The organism is Citrobacter sp. Cs237, assembly GCF_030332325.1.
In the GTDB taxonomy this organism is placed as follows: domain Bacteria; phylum Pseudomonadota; class Gammaproteobacteria; order Enterobacterales; family Enterobacteriaceae; genus Citrobacter_A; species Citrobacter_A sedlakii.
Genome location: NZ_JAOWIB010000108.1, coordinates 12,753 through 29,971, shown reverse-complemented (window position 1 = coordinate 29,971; position 17,219 = coordinate 12,753). Strand labels below are relative to the sequence as shown.

The window sequence follows — 17,219 nt, the reverse complement described above, 5'->3', positions numbered from 1 at the left end:
GGATAAGTCACCTTCCGGCGGTGAGCGGTTTAGCGATGTAATTTCCCGTGATCGCGCAGCCAGGCTGCGGTTCTGATAATTCCGTCATCAAGCGTCACCACCGGTTTATATCCCAACTCGTCCCCGGCGCGGCTGATATCCAGCGTAAAATCAAAATTCAGCTTTGACACGCCATAGTGGGTAAGTGCGGGCTCTTTTGCGGATTTGTTGCCGAAACGCTCCATGCTGCGGGCGATCATGTCCAGCATTGGGTAGGGAACAGAGCGGATCCGACAGTGGATATTCAGTTCATCAATCAGCTTTTGCACAATGCTGCGCAGGGTTCTCGGCTCGCCGTTGGTGATGTTATACACCCGGCCAGAGGGCAGGCTGTCGCACTGCGCCTGGCTGGCCAGCCACATCGCGTGAATCGCATTTTCATAGTAGGTCATATCCACCAGCGCGCTGCCGCCGTGGGGCAACAGCACGCTGCCGTACTGGTGCATCATGTGCGCCAGCCGCGGGATAAACACTTTGTCATGGGGGCCAAACAGACTTTGCGGACGCAGCACCGTAAATCGCGTTTGCGGGTTAGCCTGCGCCAGCAGATTAATCACGTCTTCACCGGCGGCTTTACTGCGGGCAAACTCGTTGGCGAAACGGTGAGGGCGAAAATCCTCTTTAATACCGCGATGATGGTGGTAATCGAAATAGAGCGAAGGGGAGGAGATATGAATGAAATTACGCACGCCCCACGCCACCGACCATTCGCCAAGACGACGGGTTGCGCGGACGTTGGCCAGATCAAAGGCTTCCTGGGTTCCCCACGGCGAGGTGAAGCTTGAGCAGTGCCACAGCGTGTCGATGCCCGCGAGCATGACCTTCGCCTGTGACGAAACCAACTCGGTCAGATCCGCATGGACAAATTCCGCGCCCATCTTCTCGAGCAGTTTTCCCATCGCCTCATTGCGACCAGTGGCTCTGACGCTGATGCCTTTGTTGCGCAAAAACTCAACCGCGTTTCGTCCCAAGCCGCTGGTTGCGCCGGTAACCAGTACCTTCATATCAATCCACTGTGTTTTAAAAACGTCGTGCGCATTCTTCCGTGAATTACGTCGGTATGCAATGGGAAACGTGAAACAATACAGTCTCTTTTTACTTATTTTCTGTGATTTGTTCTGCAAGTCGGGCAATTTTCTTTGCCATTCCCCGGAAGATAAACAGGTGCGCCGGAATCATCAACAGCCAGTAAAAAAGGCCCGGCATCCCGTGCGGATGCCACCAGGCGCGCACGTCAATTTGTCGGTGATCCCCTTTATCCTCAAGAGTAAAACTGAGGCGGCCCAGCCCCGGCGCCTTCATACCGAACAGCAGGGTCAGCTGTTTTTCCGGCTCGACAATAATCACCTTCCAGCTGTCCACCGCATCGCCGGGCTGTAAAAGCGCATGTTCGGGGCGACCTTTCGCCAGCCGATGGCCGACCAGCAGATCCATCGCCGCGCGGGTTTTCCACAACGCATTGCCGAAGAAATATCCCTCTTTGCCACCGAGACGGTTCACGACCTGCCACAGCGCCTGCAGACTGGCAGAGGTGCTGACGGTAAAGCCAGCCTGTTTGGCGAAGAAACCGTACTCAGGCCGCCAGCGGGCAAATGCCTGCGCGTCGTAACCCCAGTCGCTGGAGTTAACCAGCTTCTCTTCTTCTTTCAGCGTCCTGCGCACCGCGTCGTCGAAGGCAATCAGCTTTTGCGGGATCAACGCGCGTAGCGCCCTGTCGTCAGCCAGCAGGTCGTGCTTCAGTCCCTGTATCAGCGCTTTCGCGGTCGTGGGGGGAACAGAGGTGATCACGTTAAGAAACCAGACGGAAATCCAACGGGTCGGAAAGGGGATGGGAAGGAGCGGACGGCGTTTGCCGCTGACCGTCATAAAATGTTCAAACTGCGCCTGATAGCTCAGCACTTGCGGCCCGGCGGCTTCCAGCACCCGATGTTCGCGGGTGGGATGGTTGAGCAGTTCCACCAGGTAATGCAGCAGGTTCTCCAGCGCGATGGGTGTGGTGCGCGAGCGCACCCAGCGCGGCGGCGTGAGGATCGGCAGGTTGTAGACCATATCGCGCATCACTTCAAACGCGGCGGACCCTGCGCCGACGATGATCCCGGCGCGCAGTTCGGTGACCGGCACGCCGGACTCGCGCAACGTGTCTGCCGTCAGTTGTCGCGCGCGCAGGTGGTCCGACTGCTCATGTTCGGGCGCCTGTAGCGAGCTGAGAAAAATCAGCTGATTAACCGGCGTTTCGCGCAGGGCGTCACGCACGTTCAGCGCCACCTGCCGTTCATGGGCGATAAAGTCGCCGCCTTCGCCCATGCCGTGAACCAGATAGTACAGGGTATCGATGTTTTTCAGCAGGGCGGGCAGCGCGCGCGGCCAGTTCAGATCGATGTTATGGCAGCTGACGTTCGACAGCTGCATTTTTTCCAGCCGTTCGGTGCGACGTGCCGCCGCCAGCACCTGATGCCCGTGCGCGCTGAGCGCCTGCACCAGATGCTGACCGATGTATCCGCTGGCGCCAAGCACCAGTATGCGTTGCGGCACGGTTGTCTCCTTAGCGGTTCAGAAAGGCGCGCCAGTGGGCGACAACGTCGGCAAGCTGCTCGCGCGAGACGTCCAGATGCGTGACCAGACGTACCACGGGCGAGGCATTGATCAGCACACCGTGGTCTTTCATATACGCGCCCAGCACCGCCGCGCGTTCTTCGCCTACGCGAACGAACAGCATATTGGTGTCATGACGCGTCACTTCCGCGCCAGCGTCACGCAGCTGTTCCGCCAGCCACGCGGCGTTGTCGTGATCGTCCTGCAGGCGAGCGACATTGTTTTTCAGCGCATACAGCCCGGCGGCGGCCAGAATCCCCGCCTGACGCATACCGCCGCCGGTCATTTTGCGCCAGCGCGTGGCGCGCTTGATGTAATCATGGCTGCCGACCAGCAGCGACCCGACCGGCGTACCCAGCCCTTTCGACAGGCAGATAGTGAACGAGTCGCAATATTGGGTGATCTCTTTCAGCGCGCAGCCGTAAGCGACCACGGCGTTAAAGATGCGCGCGCCGTCGACATGCAGCGCCAGACCGCGCTCACGGGTAAACTCCCACGCGGCTTTCAGGTATTCGCGCGGCAACACTTTGCCGTTATGGGTGTTTTCAAGACTGAGTAGCTTCGTGCGGGCGAAATGAATATCGTCCGGCTTAATTTTCGCCGCCACCTTATCCAGCGGTAATGAACCGTCTGCCGCTGCGTCAATGGGCTGCGGCTGGATGCTACCGAGCACTGCCGCGCCGCCCGCTTCAAAGAGATAGTTATGCGCGCCCTGACCGACGATATACTCTTCACCGCGTTCACAGTGGCTGAGCAAGGCGACCAGATTGGCCTGGGTGCCGGTGGGTAAAAACAGCGCGGCCTCTTTGCCGCTGAGTTCCGCGGCGTAGCGCTGAAGTTCGTTAACGGTAGGGTCATCTCCGTACACGTCATCGCCAACCGGGGCGGCCATCATGGCTTCCAGCATGGCGCGGCCCGGTCGGGTGACGGTATCACTGCGTAGATCGATCACGGCATTTCCTCTGTAAAGTCAGGGTAATGCCTTCTGTTTTACCTGAGCCAGTTGGTTTTTGCCAGTTCGATCACTTCGTCGCCGCGCCCGCTGATGATCGCCCGCAGCATATACAGGCTGAACCCTTTGGCCTGCTCCAGTTTGATCTGCGGCGGGATCGCCAGCTCTTCTTTGGCGACCACTACGTCCACCAGTACCGGACCGTCGATAGCGAAAGCACGCTGTAGGGCTTCATCCACCTCTGAGGCTTTTTCAACGCGAATACCGGTGATGCCGCAGGCTTCGGCGATGCGGGCGAAATGGGTGTCATGCAGCTCAGTGCCGTCGGTCAGGTAACCGCCGGCCTTCATCTCCATCGCCACGAAGCCCAGCACGCTGTTGTTAAAGACCACGATTTTGACCGGCAGCTTCATCTGTACCACCGAGAGGAAATCGCCCATCAGCATGCTGAACCCGCCGTCGCCACACATCGCCACGACCTGGCGCTCCGGCGCGGTAGCCTGCGCGCCCAGCGCCTGCGGCATGGCGTTCGCCATCGAGCCGTGGTTAAACGAGCCGAGCAGTCGGCGCTTGCCGTTCATTTTCAGGTAACGCGCCGCCCATACCGTCGGCGTACCGACGTCGCAGGTAAAGATGGCGTCATCGGCGGCAAAACGGCTGATCTGTTGCGTCAGGTACTGCGGGTGGATGGCTTTGTCGCTCGGTTTCGCCAGATCGTCGAGTCCTTTGCGGGCGTCGCGGTAATCGTTCAATGCTTTATCAAGGAATTTACGATCGGTTTTTTCTTCCACCAGCGGCAGTAGCGCCGTCAGGGTCGCTTTGATGTCGCCGACCAGCGCCATATCAACCTTACTGTGCGCGCCGATGCTCCCCGGATTGATGTCGATCTGGATAATTTTGGCGTCGGTGGGGTAGAAGGCGCGGTAGGGGAACTGCGTGCCGAGCAGCACCAGGGTGTCGGCGTTCATCATGGTATGGAAACCGGACGAGAAGCCGATAAGCCCGGTCATGCCCACGTCATATGGATTGTCGTATTCGACGTGCTCTTTGCCGCGCAGGGCGTGCACGACAGGCGCTTTGATTTTGGCAGCAAACTCAACCAGCTCGTGATGGGCGCCCGCGCAGCCGCTGCCGCACATCAGCGCGATATTGCTGGAGTAACGCAGCAGTTGCGCCAGTTTGCGCAGCTCTTCTTCCGCGGGGGTGACGACCGGCATCGGCGCATGATACCAGTGGCTGCTGGCGCCTTCCGGCGCGGGTTTCAGCGCTACGTCGCCCGGGAGTACCACGACCGACACGCCGCGATTCAGTACCGCTTTGCGCATGGCGATCGCCAGGACCTGGGGGGTCTGCTCAGGGCTGGAAACCAGCTCGCAATAGTGGCTGCATTCACGGAACAACTCTTGCGGGTGGGTCTCCTGGAAGTAACCGCTGCCGATCTCGCTGGAGGGAATATGGGCGGCAATCGCCAGTACCGGAACATGGTTACGGTGGCAGTCAAACAGGCCATTGATTAAATGCAGGTTGCCGGGGCCGCAGGAGCCTGCGCACACCGCCAGATTGCCGGTAAGCTGGGCCTCCGCGCCAGCGGCAAACGCCGCGACCTCTTCGTGACGGGTCGACATCCACTCAATCGTTCCCATGCGATTGAGACTGTCGCTCAGGCCGTTCAGGGAATCGCCCGTTACGCCCCAGATGCGTTGCACTCCGGCCTGTTCCAGCGTTTTTGCAATAAAAGCGGCAACCGTTTGTTTCATGGTTCTCCATCTCCTTCAATGTGATAACGGTTACAAGTTTAGTTGAAGATGGCAAAAAGGCCGGATGGCGTCAGCGCATCCGGCCTGAAGGGGGAGACCGGATAAGCGCAACGCTTTCCGGCAAGGTATCACTACGCGAGGACCAGATCGCCCTGTGGATGGCAGGAGCAGGCCAGCACGTAGCCTTCGGCGATTTCCGCGTCGGACAGCGTCATGGTGCTGCTGACCGTATACTCACCGGAAACCACTTTGGTTTTACAACAGCCGCAGACGCCAGCACGACAGGCGACGGTAACCGGCACTTTGTTGCTTTCCAGCGCGTCCAGCAGTGTGGTGCCGACGGGCGCGTAAAACGTTTTTGCCGGTTGCAGTTTGGTAAATTTCAGACCGCTGGTAGCGGCTTCTGCCACCGGCGTAAAGAACTTCTCTTTGAAAAAGCGCGTCACGCCAAGCGCTTTCACTTCCTGTTCGACCCAATCCATATACGGTGCCGGGCCGCAGGTCATTACGGTACGCGAGGTAAGATCGGGTACCTGCTGCAACAGTGCAGGGGTCAGGCGACCAGCGACAAAACCATGAGTGGCGTTATTTTCTGCCACCAGCGTGACCGGGTACTGCTGCCACTCTTCGGCGAAAATCACGTCCTGCGGCGAGCGTACGTTAAAAATTACCTGCACGTCGGCCTGTGGGCGATACTTCGCCAACCAGCGGCGCATTGACATGATCGGCGTGACGCCGCAACCGGCGGCGAGCATCAGGAATTTATCGTCTGCTTTATCGTCGCAGGTAAATTCGCCCATCGCGTCGGACAGCCAAATGTAGTCGCCGCGCTTCACGTCGCGGGTTAACCACTGCGAACCTGCCCCGTCGTCAATCCGGCGAACGGTCAGCGTAATATACTCGCTGACGCCCGGCGTGGAAGACAGCGTGTAGGCACGCAGCGTGTCCGCAGAGTTACGCACGCTCACCAGTGCATACTGCCCGGCGCGATACGGATAATAGTCATGGCACAGCAGGGCTATTGTCCAGACATCCGGCGTTTCCTGATGGATGTGATGGACCTGCATCCGCCATGGGCACTGATTGGTTGGCATCGTCATCTTTTACTCCTTACGCGCTCAGCAACTGCTTCATATCGTCTTCAACGGTGGTGACGGAACGCAGACCGAATTTTTCGTTGAGCACCGCCAGCAGATCCGGGGTGAAGAAGCCCGGCGCGGTCGGTCCGGTGACGATATTTTTCACGCCAAGCGACAGTAGGGTCAGCAGAATAACGATCGCTTTCTGTTCGAACCAGGAGAGCACCAGGGAGAGCGGCAGATCGTTGACGCCGCAGCCCAGTTTTTCCGCCAGCGTGACCGCCAGAATGATAGCGGAGTAAGCGTCGTTACACTGCCCGGCATCCACCAGACGCGGCAGCCCTTCGATATCGCCAAACTCGAGCTTGTTGAAGCGGTATTTGCCGCAGGCGAGGGTGAGGATCAGGCAGTCATCCGGCACGCTGGTGGCGAAGTCGGTGAAATAGTTACGTTCGCCGCGCGCTCCGTCGCAACCGCCGACAAGGAAGATGTGACGCAGTTTTTCCCGGCTGACCAGGTCGATCAGCGTATCTGCCGCCCCAAGCAGGGTCTGACGGCCAAAGCCGACGGTGATCAGGTGCGGAATCTCGCTGTACGGGAAGCCTGCCATCTGCTGCGCTTGTGCAATCACCGGGCCGAAATCGTCGCCTTCGAGATGACTGACGCCCGGCCAGCCGACGATGCTGCGGGTCCAGATACGGTCGTCATAAGCGCCCACGGTCGGATCGATGATGCAGTTTGAGGTCATCACGATAGGCCCAGGGAAGCGGGCGAACTCGACCTGCTGGTTCTGCCAGCCGCTGCCGTAGTTACCGACCAGATGTTTGAATTTACGCAGTTCCGGGTAACCGTGAGCGGGCAGCATTTCGCCGTGGGTGTAGACGTTAACGCCGGTACCTTCGGTCTGCTCCAGCAGATTATAGAGATCTTTCAGATCGTGACCTGAAATCAGAATACATTTGCCTTCAGTGGCTTTCACGTTGACCTGAGTTGGCGTGGGGTGACCGTATTTCGTCGTCTCACCGGCGTCGAGAATGCTCATGACCTTAAAGTTCATCTGGCCGATTTCCATCGAGCATTCCAGCAGCGCGTTCATGTCGGCAGGCCAGGTGCCCAGCCACGCCATGATTTTATGGTACTGCGCGTAGATGTCGTTGTCGTATTGACCGAGCACATGGGCATGCTCCATATACGCCGCCGCGCCTTTCAGGCCGTACAGGCAGAGCAGACGCAGGCCGAGAATGTTGTCGCCAATCGCCGCTTTGTCTTTGTTCGGGGTAAATTCTGCCGCCTGGCGCTGCAGGTCACCGAGATCGTCGCTGACCAGTTGCAGCTCCGCCATCGGATTGTCGCAATGGGCGCTGGCGTCTACGCTCAGGCACTGGGCTTTTAGCGCTTCACGCATGGCGATGGCGTCACGGGCATAGCCCACGATACGCGGGGAATCGAAGTTAACGTTAGTCAGCGTAGAGAAAAACGCGCGCGGCGCGAAACTGTCAACGTCATGATTAATGATGCCGTATTCACGGGCTTTTACCGCCCATGCAGACAGACCCTGTAGGGCAGCGATCAGCAGATCCTGCAAATCGGAGGTTTCAGCCGTTTTACCGCACATACCCTGCGCGTAAGAGCAGCCGTTTCCTGCCGGAGTACGGATAGTTTGTTCACATTGCACACAAAACATGGTCACACCCTTAAAGTTATATTTAATATACATGTTTAAGGTTATGCCTGAGCACGAAAGGAGAAAAGGGATTTCTGATACAACTTACAGGGAGATTGATTTAGCGCAATTTTGGCGGCAGAGACCTACCGCCATCGGGGTATTACGCAGAGAAAAACGCCATCAGGATCGGCACCAGCAGGCTAAGGATAAAGCCATGTACAATGGCGGCTGGCACCATCTCCAGTCCGCCCGTGCGCTGTAAAACCGGCAGGGTGAAGTCCATCGATGTCGCCCCGCACAGCCCCAGCGCGGTGGAGCGGCTGCGGCGCACCAGGCCCGGAATCAGCATAATGGCGATCAATTCGCGCGCCAGATCGTTAAAGAACGCGGCGCTGCCAATCACCGGACCATAGGATTCTGTCAGCAAAATACCGGACAGGGAGTACCAGCCAAACCCGGACGCCATCGCCAGTGCGGTTTTGATCGGCAGATCGAGAATAAAAGCATTGATTAAGCCGCCGATCAGGGAACTGGCGACCACCACGACGGCGACAATCATGCCCCGGCGATTAAGTATAATTTGCCTTAACGTCATGCCGCTATTGCGCAGTTGGATCCCCACCAGCAGTAACAGAAGAATCAGGGTATATTCGCTGGCTTCGGTCGCATGCTGCAAAAGAGAGAAACCGCTGAGTCCCAGCAGAAAACCCGCCACCACCACGCCGCATAATTTTAGCGACTCCAGCGCCATGGCAATACGCGACGGCAGTTTCTCCTGCTGATGATTGTGTCGCCAGGGTAATGAACGTTCCAGCCACAGCAAGGCCACAATATTACAGAGTAAAATAACGCTAATACTGACTGCGGAATAATGAAAAATAGCGAGCAGATTACTCGCCAGATTATCCAGAAAGGCCAGGCTAATACCCATAAAAAAGAGAATCAGATAAACCATCCAGCTTAACAGGCGATTAATGAGTTTTAATGCCGCGTTGTGCCGCAGCGGAATGAGATAACCTGCAATCAGCGGAAGCAGAATAATGAGAAGTCCAGAAAACATGAACAGCCGGTCCTTGTAAGAATCGTTTAGCGTCAACGACACTACCCAATAAAGTCTGTCCCGTAAAGCGGCAAAAAGAAAGCCGGGCGACGCTGGCGCTCACCCGGTTCACAATCGAACGTATTTGCAGGCCAGGAGAAGCATCGCGCTTACCCGGCCTGTTATCATTAATCGCGTTTTTCCAGCAGTGTGCGATAAATAAGCCCACCGAGGATCCCGCCGATAATCGGCATCACCCAGAACAGCCACAGCTGTTCCAGCGCCCAACCCCCCTGGAAGATCGCGACCGCGGTACTGCGCGCCGGGTTTACAGAGGTATTGGTCACCGGAATGCTGATCAGGTGAATCAGGGTTAACGCCAGGCCAATCGCGATGGGCGCGAAACCGGCAGGGGCGTATTTATCCGTTGCGCCATGAATGACCAACAGGAAACCGGCTGTCAGGACAATCTCAATGACAATGGCGGACAGCATGGAATAGCCGCCCGGTGAATGTTCGCCATAGCCGTTAGAAGCAAACCCGCTGGCTGCCGCGTCAAAGCCCGTTTTACCGCTGGCAATAAGGTACAATACGGCCGCCGCAATAATCCCGCCGATCACCTGGGCAATAATATAGCCAATGACCTCTTTCGCCGGAAAACGGCCGCCAGCCCATAAGCCTAATGTTACCGCTGGATTAAAATGACCGCCGGAAATATGCCCCACAGCGAATGCCATCGTTAATACGGTGAGACCAAATGCCAGCGCGACACCCGCAAAACCGATGCCTAATTCCGGAAAGGCTGCTGCCAGTACAGCGCTCCCACAGCCACCAAAAACAAGCCAGAATGTACCAAAACATTCAGCCGCTAATTTTCTGAACATATCCACCTCAATAAGAAATAACCACAAACGTGGTGTCAGTAATATTCGTCTACAGGACGACGAAACAATAAATAGCGCGCTATTTTAAAAACGAACGTCGTCCATTCTCTAGCTAAATAAATCCAGATCGTTTGATGTAGGGCAATGAGGCGTCATTCCTTGCTCAGATTAATCTTATTTGAAGTGTAGCGTATGTTCGGATGAAAGTGAGCGAACAAAATCTGAATTTATACGGCGAAAAATCCGGCTATTTAAATTTGGCAGTGAGCATAATTCATCTTCTTAATTGTTCATAAATCAGTCTATTAGCATGCTTAATTTTACCCGGGTCACGTCCGCGACGCGCATTTGCCGTTATACTGCGAGAAGCTAAAGGGAAAAGTGACATTTGTCTGGAGGAAGCATGATTCTCGAACGCGTTGAGATTGTTGGGTTTCGCGGTATCAATCGGCTGTCGTTAATGCTGGAGCAAAACAATGTGCTGATTGGCGAAAACGCCTGGGGTAAATCCAGTCTCCTTGACGCGCTGACGCTGCTGCTTTCGCCTGAGTCAGAGCTGTATCACTTTGACCGCGACGATTTCTGGTTCCCGCCTGGCGATGTCAATGGCCGTGAGCGACATTTGCACATTGTCCTGACCTTTCGCGAATCACAACCGGGACGCCACCGGGTGCGGCGTTATCGACCGCTTGAAGCCTGCTGGTCGCCGTGTCGCGACGGCTATCAGCGCATCTTTTATCGCCTGGAAGGCGAAAGCGCCGATGACGGCAGCGTGATGACGCTGCGCAGTTTCCTTGACGGCGACGGTCATCCTCTGTCGGTGGACAATATTAATGACCAGGCGCGGCATCTGGTGCGTTTAATGCCAGTGCTGCGCCTGCGCGACGCGCGGTTTATGCGCCGCATCCGTAACGGTACGGTGCCTGACGTCAAAGATGTCGAGATCACCGCTCGTCAGCTCGATTTTCTGGCTCGCGAACTGGCGACGCGTCCGCAAAACCTGACCGATGGCCAGATCCGCCAGGGGCTGTCAGCAATGGTGCAACTGCTGGAGCATTACTTTACCGAGCAGGGAACGTCCCAGTCGCGGCACCGGTTAATGCGCCGTCGTTCGAGCAACGAACAGCGCAGCTGGCGCTATCTCGACATTATTAACCGGATGATCGACAGACCCGGCGGGCGGACCCACCGGGTGATTCTGCTGGGACTGTTCTCGACGCTGCTGCAGGCGAAGGGCACCGTCAGACTGCATAAAGACGCCAGGCCGCTGCTGCTGGTGGAAGATCCGGAAACCCGCCTGCATCCCATCATGCTCTCAGTGGCCTGGCAACTGCTCAACCTGCTGCCGCTGCAGCGAATCACCACCACCAACTCCGGTGAACTGCTGTCGCTGACGCCCGTCGAGCACGTCTGCCGCCTGGTGCGTGAATCTTCCCGCGTGGCGGCCTGGCGTTTAGGGCCAGGTGGTCTTAGCCCCGAAGACGGGCGTCGTATTGCGTTCCACATTCGTTTTAACCGCGCCTCCTCGCTGTTTGCCCGCTGCTGGTTGCTGGTGGAAGGGGAAACCGAAACCTGGGTGATCAACGAACTGGCCCGTCAGTGCGGCCACCATTTTGACGCTGAAGGGATCAAAGTGATCGAGTTTGCTCAGTCCGGGTTGAAGCCGCTGGTGAAGTTTGCCCGGCGGATGGGGATCGAGTGGCACGTGCTGGTGGACGGCGATGAGGCCGGGAAGAAATATGCGGCGACGGTCCGCGGTCTGCTGAATAACGACAAAGAGGAAGAGCGCGAGCACTTAACGGCGCTGCCAGCCCTTGATATGGAACATTTTATGTATCGCCAGGGCTTCTCGGACGTTTTTCACCGGGTGGCGCAGATCCCGGAAAACGTGCCAATGAATATCCGTAAAATCATTTCGAAGGCGATCCATCGCTCATCGAAACCGGATCTAGCCATCGAAGTGGCGATAGAGGCCGGACGGCGCGGCGTTGACGCGGTGCCGGTGCTACTGCGCAAAATGTTTTCGCGCGTCTTGTGGCTGGCGCGCGGCCGGGCGGATTAATGGCTAAAGCGGCGGGGCACCTGTTCGACAACGCTGTCGAGCAGGGCGTAGCGGCGACGGTATTCGGCTCGTTTTTTACTGGCGATATCCGCCTCGCTTTTGCGTGCAATGGTTAAGGGCAGGGCGTAATAGCCGGCGTCGGTCATTTCACCGCCCAGCGATGACCAGAACGCGTCATAGTCGGCATGCATCTGGGTTTTTTTATCCATGTAGCGCCAGCTGCGATAGACATGCACAGCGTTGCTGACTGCCAGAATCTGCTCGACCTGCGCAACCCGGGCAAACTGGCACAGCGCTTCCATCACGATCCTTTTCGGAAAGAGGCCATAACAGGCTTTGGTCGCCTGTTGTATAACTTCATGCGGAACATCGTTTGCCGCCCCCTGCAAGCCACCGATAAACAGGGTACGTTTTCCGTTTAAATAGCAGAAGGTAAACGTGATTTCTGCCAGAATACGTTTCTGCGCGTCACGAATCACGACCGTACTTTCTCCCTCTTTATCCAGGGAGACGAGGCTGACTAAATCCAGCTGGAAGGGCGCATCGTCTTTCGCGGTTATTTGTGCCAGACCGAGGCCGTAATGGCTTAAATAACCGACCTGCTGCTCGCGGGTGAGCAAGTTACGCATCATCTCATAGTGCGTGCAAAGCGCGTTCAGCGCAGTGTGCCGTTTAATATTCACCGCCATATACGGTCGGTGCAGACGGATCGGCAGGCGCGGCTGGCGTGTTAACAGCGTGTCCAGCTCCGGCCATTGCGTCAGATTGTCTAACAACTGACTGGTTGCCCGCGGCATTAATAGCGAGCGAATAAGAAATTTCCGCCGAAAACTGGCTTTCCGCCAGAATTTACCCGGCAGTAATTGTCCGCGCGTCAGGCGCATAAATAATTGTAAAGGGGACGCGACGTCGGAAGGGTAGAAGGTATTATCAGTAATCTGTGACATGATCGAAATCCGCAACATGATGTATGCGAAAATTGAAACATGCTGAATCTTAACCAATCATCAATGCCCGCCGCGCGCGCCTTTGCGTTTGCGGGTTGTTTAGATAAGGTTGATATTCGCAGGCAAAACTACCATCAGGATTAATATGGGTATTAAGGGAAAAAAAATTAAAAAGCGCTATCTGCTGCTGATATTCATTCTTATCCTGGGGGCGATTGCCCTCTGGCGGATGCTTAATGCGCCAGTGCCAACGTATCAGACGCTGATCGTCCGTCCGGGCGATCTTCAGCAGAGTGTGCTCGCCACCGGTAAACTGGATGCGCTGCGTAAAGTTGACGTCGGCGCCCAGGTGAGCGGGCAGTTGAAAACGTTGTCGGTGGCGATTGGCGATAAGGTGAAAAAAGATCAACTGCTGGGGGTTATCGACCCGGAGCAAGCGGAAAACCAGATCAAAGAAGTGGAAGCGACGCTGATGGAGCTTCGCGCCCAGCGCCAGCAAGCTGAAGCCGAGCTGAAGCTGGCGCGGGTCACGCTCTCCCGACAACAGCAGTTGGCAAAAACCCAGGCCGTCTCGCAGCAGGATCTCGACACCGCCGCGACGGAAATGGCCGTTAAGCAGGCGCAGATCGGCACCATCGATGCCCAAATCAAGCGTAATCAGGCCTCCCTGGATACCGCTAAAACCAATCTCGACTATACGCGTATCGTCGCGCCAATGGCCGGCGAAGTGACCCAAATCACCACCCTGCAGGGGCAGACGGTTATCGCGGCGCAGCAGGCGCCAAATATCCTGACGCTGGCGGATATGAGCACCATGCTGGTGAAGGCGCAGGTGTCTGAGGCGGACGTGATTCACCTCAGGCCGGGACAGAAGGCATGGTTTACCGTACTGGGCGATCCGCAAACCCGTTATGAAGGGGTGCTGAAAGACGTTCTGCCGACACCGGAAAAAGTTAACGACGCGATTTTCTATTACGCCCGGTTTGAAGTACCGAACCCAAAAGGCATTCTGCGGCTGGATATGACCGCCCAGGTGCATATCCAGCTCACCGACGTGAAAAATGTGCTGACTATACCGCTCTCCGCGCTGGGCGACCCGGTGGGCGATAACCGTTACAAAATCACCTTGCTGCGTAACGGCGAAAGCCGCGAGCGGGAAGTGTCAATTGGCGCGCGTAATGACACCGATGTCGAGATTATCAAAGGGCTGGAAGCGGGTGAGGAAGTGGTTATCAGCGAAGGCAAGCCAGGAGCGGCGCAATGACGGCGCTGCTTGAGCTGAGCAATATCCGTCGCAGTTATCCCTCCGGTGAGGAGCAGGTGGAGGTGCTCAAAGGCATCACTCTGCAAATCAACGCCGGGGAGATGGTCGCGATTGTCGGCGCGTCCGGCTCCGGTAAATCGACGTTGATGAACATTCTTGGCTGCCTCGATAAGCCCACCAGCGGCACCTACCGGGTGGCGGGGCGCGACGTGTCGACCTTAGACAGCGATGCGTTGGCGCAGCTGCGCCGCGAGCATTTTGGCTTTATCTTCCAGCGTTACCACCTGTTGTCGCACCTGACGGCGGCGCAAAATGTCGAAGTGCCCGCCGTCTATGCCGGTACCGAGCGTAAGCAACGTCTGGCCCGCGCTCAGGAACTGCTCCAGCGGCTCGGGCTGGGCGATCGCCTGGACTATCAGCCTTCGCAGCTGTCCGGCGGACAACAGCAGCGTGTCAGTATCGCGCGTGCGCTGATGAATGGCGGGCAGGTGATCCTGGCTGACGAACCGACCGGTGCGCTCGACAGTCGCTCCGGCGAAGAGGTGATGGCGATCCTGCACCAGTTGCGCGATCGCGGGCACACGGTGATTATCGTCACCCACGATCCGCAGGTTGCCGCACAGGCTGAGCGGGTGATTGAAATTCATGACGGCGAAATTGTGCGTAATCCCCCGTCGCAGTCCCCCCGGCAGGGAAAAGGCATCCAGGAGCCGACGGTGAAAACGGCATCCGGGTGGAGCCAGTTTGTCAGCGGATTTCGCGAAGCGCTCACCATGTCCTGGCGGGCGTTAGCGGCGAATAAAATGCGCACCTTGCTGACCATGCTCGGGATTATTATCGGCATCGCGTCAGTGGTGTCGATTGTGGTGGTCGGTGACGCGGCGAAACAGCTGGTGCTGGCCGATATCCGCGCCATTGGCACCAACACCATTGATATCTATCCCGGCAAAGATTTTGGCGACGACGACCCGCAATACCAGCAGTCGCTGAAGTATGACGATCTCAGCGCCATCCAGAAGCAGCCGTGGGTGACCTCGGCGACGCCTGCCGTGTCGCAGAATTTACGTCTGCGCTATGGCAATACCGATGTGGCGGCCAGCGCTAACGGCGTCAGCGGCGACTACTTTAACGTATACGGGATGACCTTCAGCGAGGGGAACACCTTCAACCGTGAACAGCTTAACGGTCGGGCGCAGGTGGTGGTGGTGGACAGCAATACCCGGCGTCAGTTGTTTCCGCATAAAGCGAGCGTGGTGGGCGAAGTGATTCTGGTAGGCAATATGCCCGCGACGGTTATTGGCGTGGCGGAAGAAAAACAGTCAATGTTCGGCAGCAGTAAAATTCTTCGCGTCTGGCTGCCCTACAGCACCATGTCCGGGCGCATTATGGGACAGTCGTGGCTGAACTCGATCACCGTGCGGGTGAAGGACGGGTTTGACAGCGCGCAGGCCGAGCAGCAACTCACCCGACTGCTGACCTTGCGACATGGGAAAAAAGATTTCTTCACCTGGAACATGGACGGCGTCTTGAAAACCGCTGAAAAGACCACACGTACTCTTCAGTTGTTCCTGACGCTGGTAGCGGTCATTTCGCTGGTGGTTGGCGGGATTGGCGTGATGAACATTATGCTGGTGTCGGTGACCGAACGGACGCGGGAGATAGGCATTCGCATGGCGGTTGGCGCGCGCGCCAGCGACGTGCTGCAACAGTTTTTGATTGAGGCGGTTCTGGTCTGCCTGGTCGGCGGGGCGCTCGGGATTACCCTGTCGATGCTGATTGCCTTTACGCTGCAACTGTTCCTGCCGGGCTGGGAGATTGGTTTCTCGCCGGTGGCGCTGTTGACGGCGTTTATGTGCTCGACCGTGACCGGCATCCTGTTCGGCTGGTTGCCCGCGCGAAACGCGGCGCGGCTGGATCCGGTAGATGCGCTGGCGCGGGAATAAACGGCATCGTAGGGCGGTTAACCCCGCGTTGCCTGACGCAAAATAAAAATGCCAGCCGATCGGGCTGGCATTTTATCTGCGGGATGTACACAATGAGACAGTAGAGCTATGCAACAGCTTCTGCCTCGATGGGCACGATGACGCTGGCGTGATTGCCTTTTGGCCCCTGGTGTACATCAAACTGGACAGACTGTCCGGCTTTTAGCGTTCTGTAACCATCCATCTGAATGGTGGAATAATGAGCGAAAATATCTTCGCCGCCGCCTTCAGGGCAGATGAATCCAAACCCTTTGGCATTGTTGAACCACTTAACAGTACCCGTTTCCATGCTTCGACATCCTTCGTGAATCTTTATAAGTAAGATGGAATGAACCGGTGGTGGAGTGGGGGCTGTATAAAACCTCGCCAACTCTCAAAACTACAATTTAGAGAAATCAGGCCAGGCGTCAAGCGTTTGACAGGGTAGTTTGGGTAAAAATGAATCAAAAATTTGAAGCAGTTAACGCTATTTGCCGTAATGTGACAGATGTCGCGGATGCCAGTGATAGATGATAGTTATCTGTTACTTGAGGTAGATTGATAGTGCAAATCCGCTCCCGTCAGCGGCAGTCCAGACTGCCGGTAACCGTAACCGAAGATGACGACTGACAATGGGTAAGACGAACGACTGGCTGGATTTCGACCAGCTGGCGGCAGATAAAGTGCGCGACGCGCTAAAACCGCCATCTATGTATAAAGTGATATTAGTCAATGATGATTATACTCCGATGGAGTTTGTTATTGACGTGTTACAGAAATTCTTTTCTTATGATGTAGAACGTGCAACGCAACTGATGCTTGCGGTTCACTATCAGGGCAAAGCCATCTGCGGCGTGTTTACCGCAGAGGTCGCGGAGACCAAAGTGGCGATGGTGAACAAATATGCAAGGGAGAACGAGCATCCGTTGCTGTGTACGCTGGAAAAAGCCTGAATGCAGGCATAAAAATTGGGGGAG

At 56.6% G+C, this 17,219-nt stretch carries 15 protein-coding genes; 5 read left to right on the top strand and 10 right to left on the bottom strand.

Annotated elements, in window-relative coordinates; translation table 11 throughout:
- Positions 1-29: 29 nt before the first annotated feature.
- The 8 genes from OGY07_RS17195 to aqpZ form a co-directional block, all read right to left on the bottom strand.
- Positions 30-1,043, bottom strand: a complete 1,014-nt coding sequence (locus OGY07_RS17195; RefSeq protein WP_060569864.1) for a 3-beta-hydroxysteroid dehydrogenase — start codon at positions 1,041-1,043, stop codon at positions 30-32.
- 91 nt (positions 1,044-1,134) lie between these two features.
- Positions 1,135-2,571, bottom strand: a complete 1,437-nt coding sequence (locus tag OGY07_RS17190) for an SDR family oxidoreductase (RefSeq protein ID WP_181821616.1) — start codon at positions 2,569-2,571, stop codon at positions 1,135-1,137.
- A 10-nt stretch (positions 2,572-2,581) separates the two neighbouring features.
- Positions 2,582-3,583, bottom strand: coding sequence for a low-specificity L-threonine aldolase (gene ltaE / locus OGY07_RS17185; protein WP_286601958.1), 1,002 nt, complete (start codon positions 3,581-3,583; stop codon positions 2,582-2,584).
- 38 nt (positions 3,584-3,621) lie between these two features.
- A complete protein-coding gene (gene poxB, locus OGY07_RS17180) occupies positions 3,622-5,340 on the bottom strand; it encodes a ubiquinone-dependent pyruvate dehydrogenase (RefSeq protein WP_286601957.1) in 1,719 nt (572 codons plus the stop codon).
- 131 nt (positions 5,341-5,471) lie between these two features.
- A complete protein-coding gene (hcr, locus tag OGY07_RS17175; protein WP_286601954.1) occupies positions 5,472-6,440 on the bottom strand; it encodes an NADH oxidoreductase in 969 nt (322 codons plus the stop codon).
- Positions 6,441-6,450: 10 nt separating this feature from the next.
- Complete coding sequence (gene hcp, locus OGY07_RS17170) at positions 6,451-8,103, bottom strand: hydroxylamine reductase (protein ID WP_042286186.1); 1,653 nt, start codon at positions 8,101-8,103, stop codon at positions 6,451-6,453.
- A gap of 142 nt (positions 8,104-8,245) precedes the next feature.
- Positions 8,246-9,145 carry a LysO family transporter gene (locus OGY07_RS17165; protein WP_181821610.1) on the bottom strand — a complete coding sequence of 300 codons (900 nt, stop codon included), beginning with the start codon at positions 9,143-9,145 and terminating at the stop codon, positions 8,246-8,248.
- Positions 9,146-9,312: 167 nt separating this feature from the next.
- The gene (gene aqpZ, locus OGY07_RS17160; RefSeq protein WP_060569859.1) at positions 9,313-10,008 is read right to left on the bottom strand and encodes an aquaporin Z; all 696 of its coding nucleotides are present in this window, start codon (positions 10,006-10,008) and stop codon (positions 9,313-9,315) included.
- Between the two features lie 403 nt (positions 10,009-10,411).
- Here aqpZ and OGY07_RS17155 point away from each other — a divergent pair, with 403 nt between their 5' ends.
- Positions 10,412-12,070, top strand: a complete 1,659-nt coding sequence (locus OGY07_RS17155; RefSeq protein ID WP_042284856.1) for an ATP-dependent endonuclease — start codon at positions 10,412-10,414, stop codon at positions 12,068-12,070.
- Here the strand turns inward: OGY07_RS17155 and OGY07_RS17150 are convergent.
- On the bottom strand, positions 12,067-13,017 hold the full coding sequence (locus OGY07_RS17150) for a VirK/YbjX family protein (protein ID WP_199956250.1): 951 nt from the start codon (positions 13,015-13,017) through the stop codon (positions 12,067-12,069). The genes OGY07_RS17155 and OGY07_RS17150 overlap by 4 nt on opposite strands.
- 145 nt (positions 13,018-13,162) lie before the next feature.
- Between OGY07_RS17150 and macA the strand changes: the two genes are divergently transcribed.
- Together macA and macB are read left to right on the top strand one after the other, a co-directional pair.
- The gene (gene macA, locus OGY07_RS17145; protein ID WP_286601944.1) at positions 13,163-14,281 is read left to right on the top strand and encodes a macrolide transporter subunit MacA; all 1,119 of its coding nucleotides are present in this window, start codon (positions 13,163-13,165) and stop codon (positions 14,279-14,281) included.
- Positions 14,278-16,224, top strand: coding sequence for a macrolide ABC transporter ATP-binding protein/permease MacB (gene macB, locus OGY07_RS17140; protein ID WP_286601942.1), 1,947 nt, complete (start codon positions 14,278-14,280; stop codon positions 16,222-16,224). Before macA ends, macB begins: the two co-directional genes overlap by 4 nt.
- Before the next feature lie 106 nt (positions 16,225-16,330).
- Here the strand turns inward: macB and cspD are convergent, their stop codons facing one another.
- Complete coding sequence (cspD, locus tag OGY07_RS17135) at positions 16,331-16,552, bottom strand: cold shock-like protein CspD (RefSeq protein WP_042284847.1); 222 nt, start codon at positions 16,550-16,552, stop codon at positions 16,331-16,333.
- A gap of 149 nt (positions 16,553-16,701) precedes the next feature.
- Between cspD and OGY07_RS17130 the strand changes: the two genes are divergently transcribed.
- Complete coding sequence (locus tag OGY07_RS17130) at positions 16,702-16,776, top strand: hypothetical protein (protein ID WP_217968143.1); 75 nt, start codon at positions 16,702-16,704, stop codon at positions 16,774-16,776.
- 98 nt (positions 16,777-16,874) lie between these two features.
- On the top strand, positions 16,875-17,195 hold the full coding sequence (gene clpS, locus OGY07_RS17125; RefSeq protein ID WP_042284844.1) for an ATP-dependent Clp protease adapter ClpS: 321 nt from the start codon (positions 16,875-16,877) through the stop codon (positions 17,193-17,195).
- Positions 17,196-17,219 lie beyond the last annotated feature (24 nt).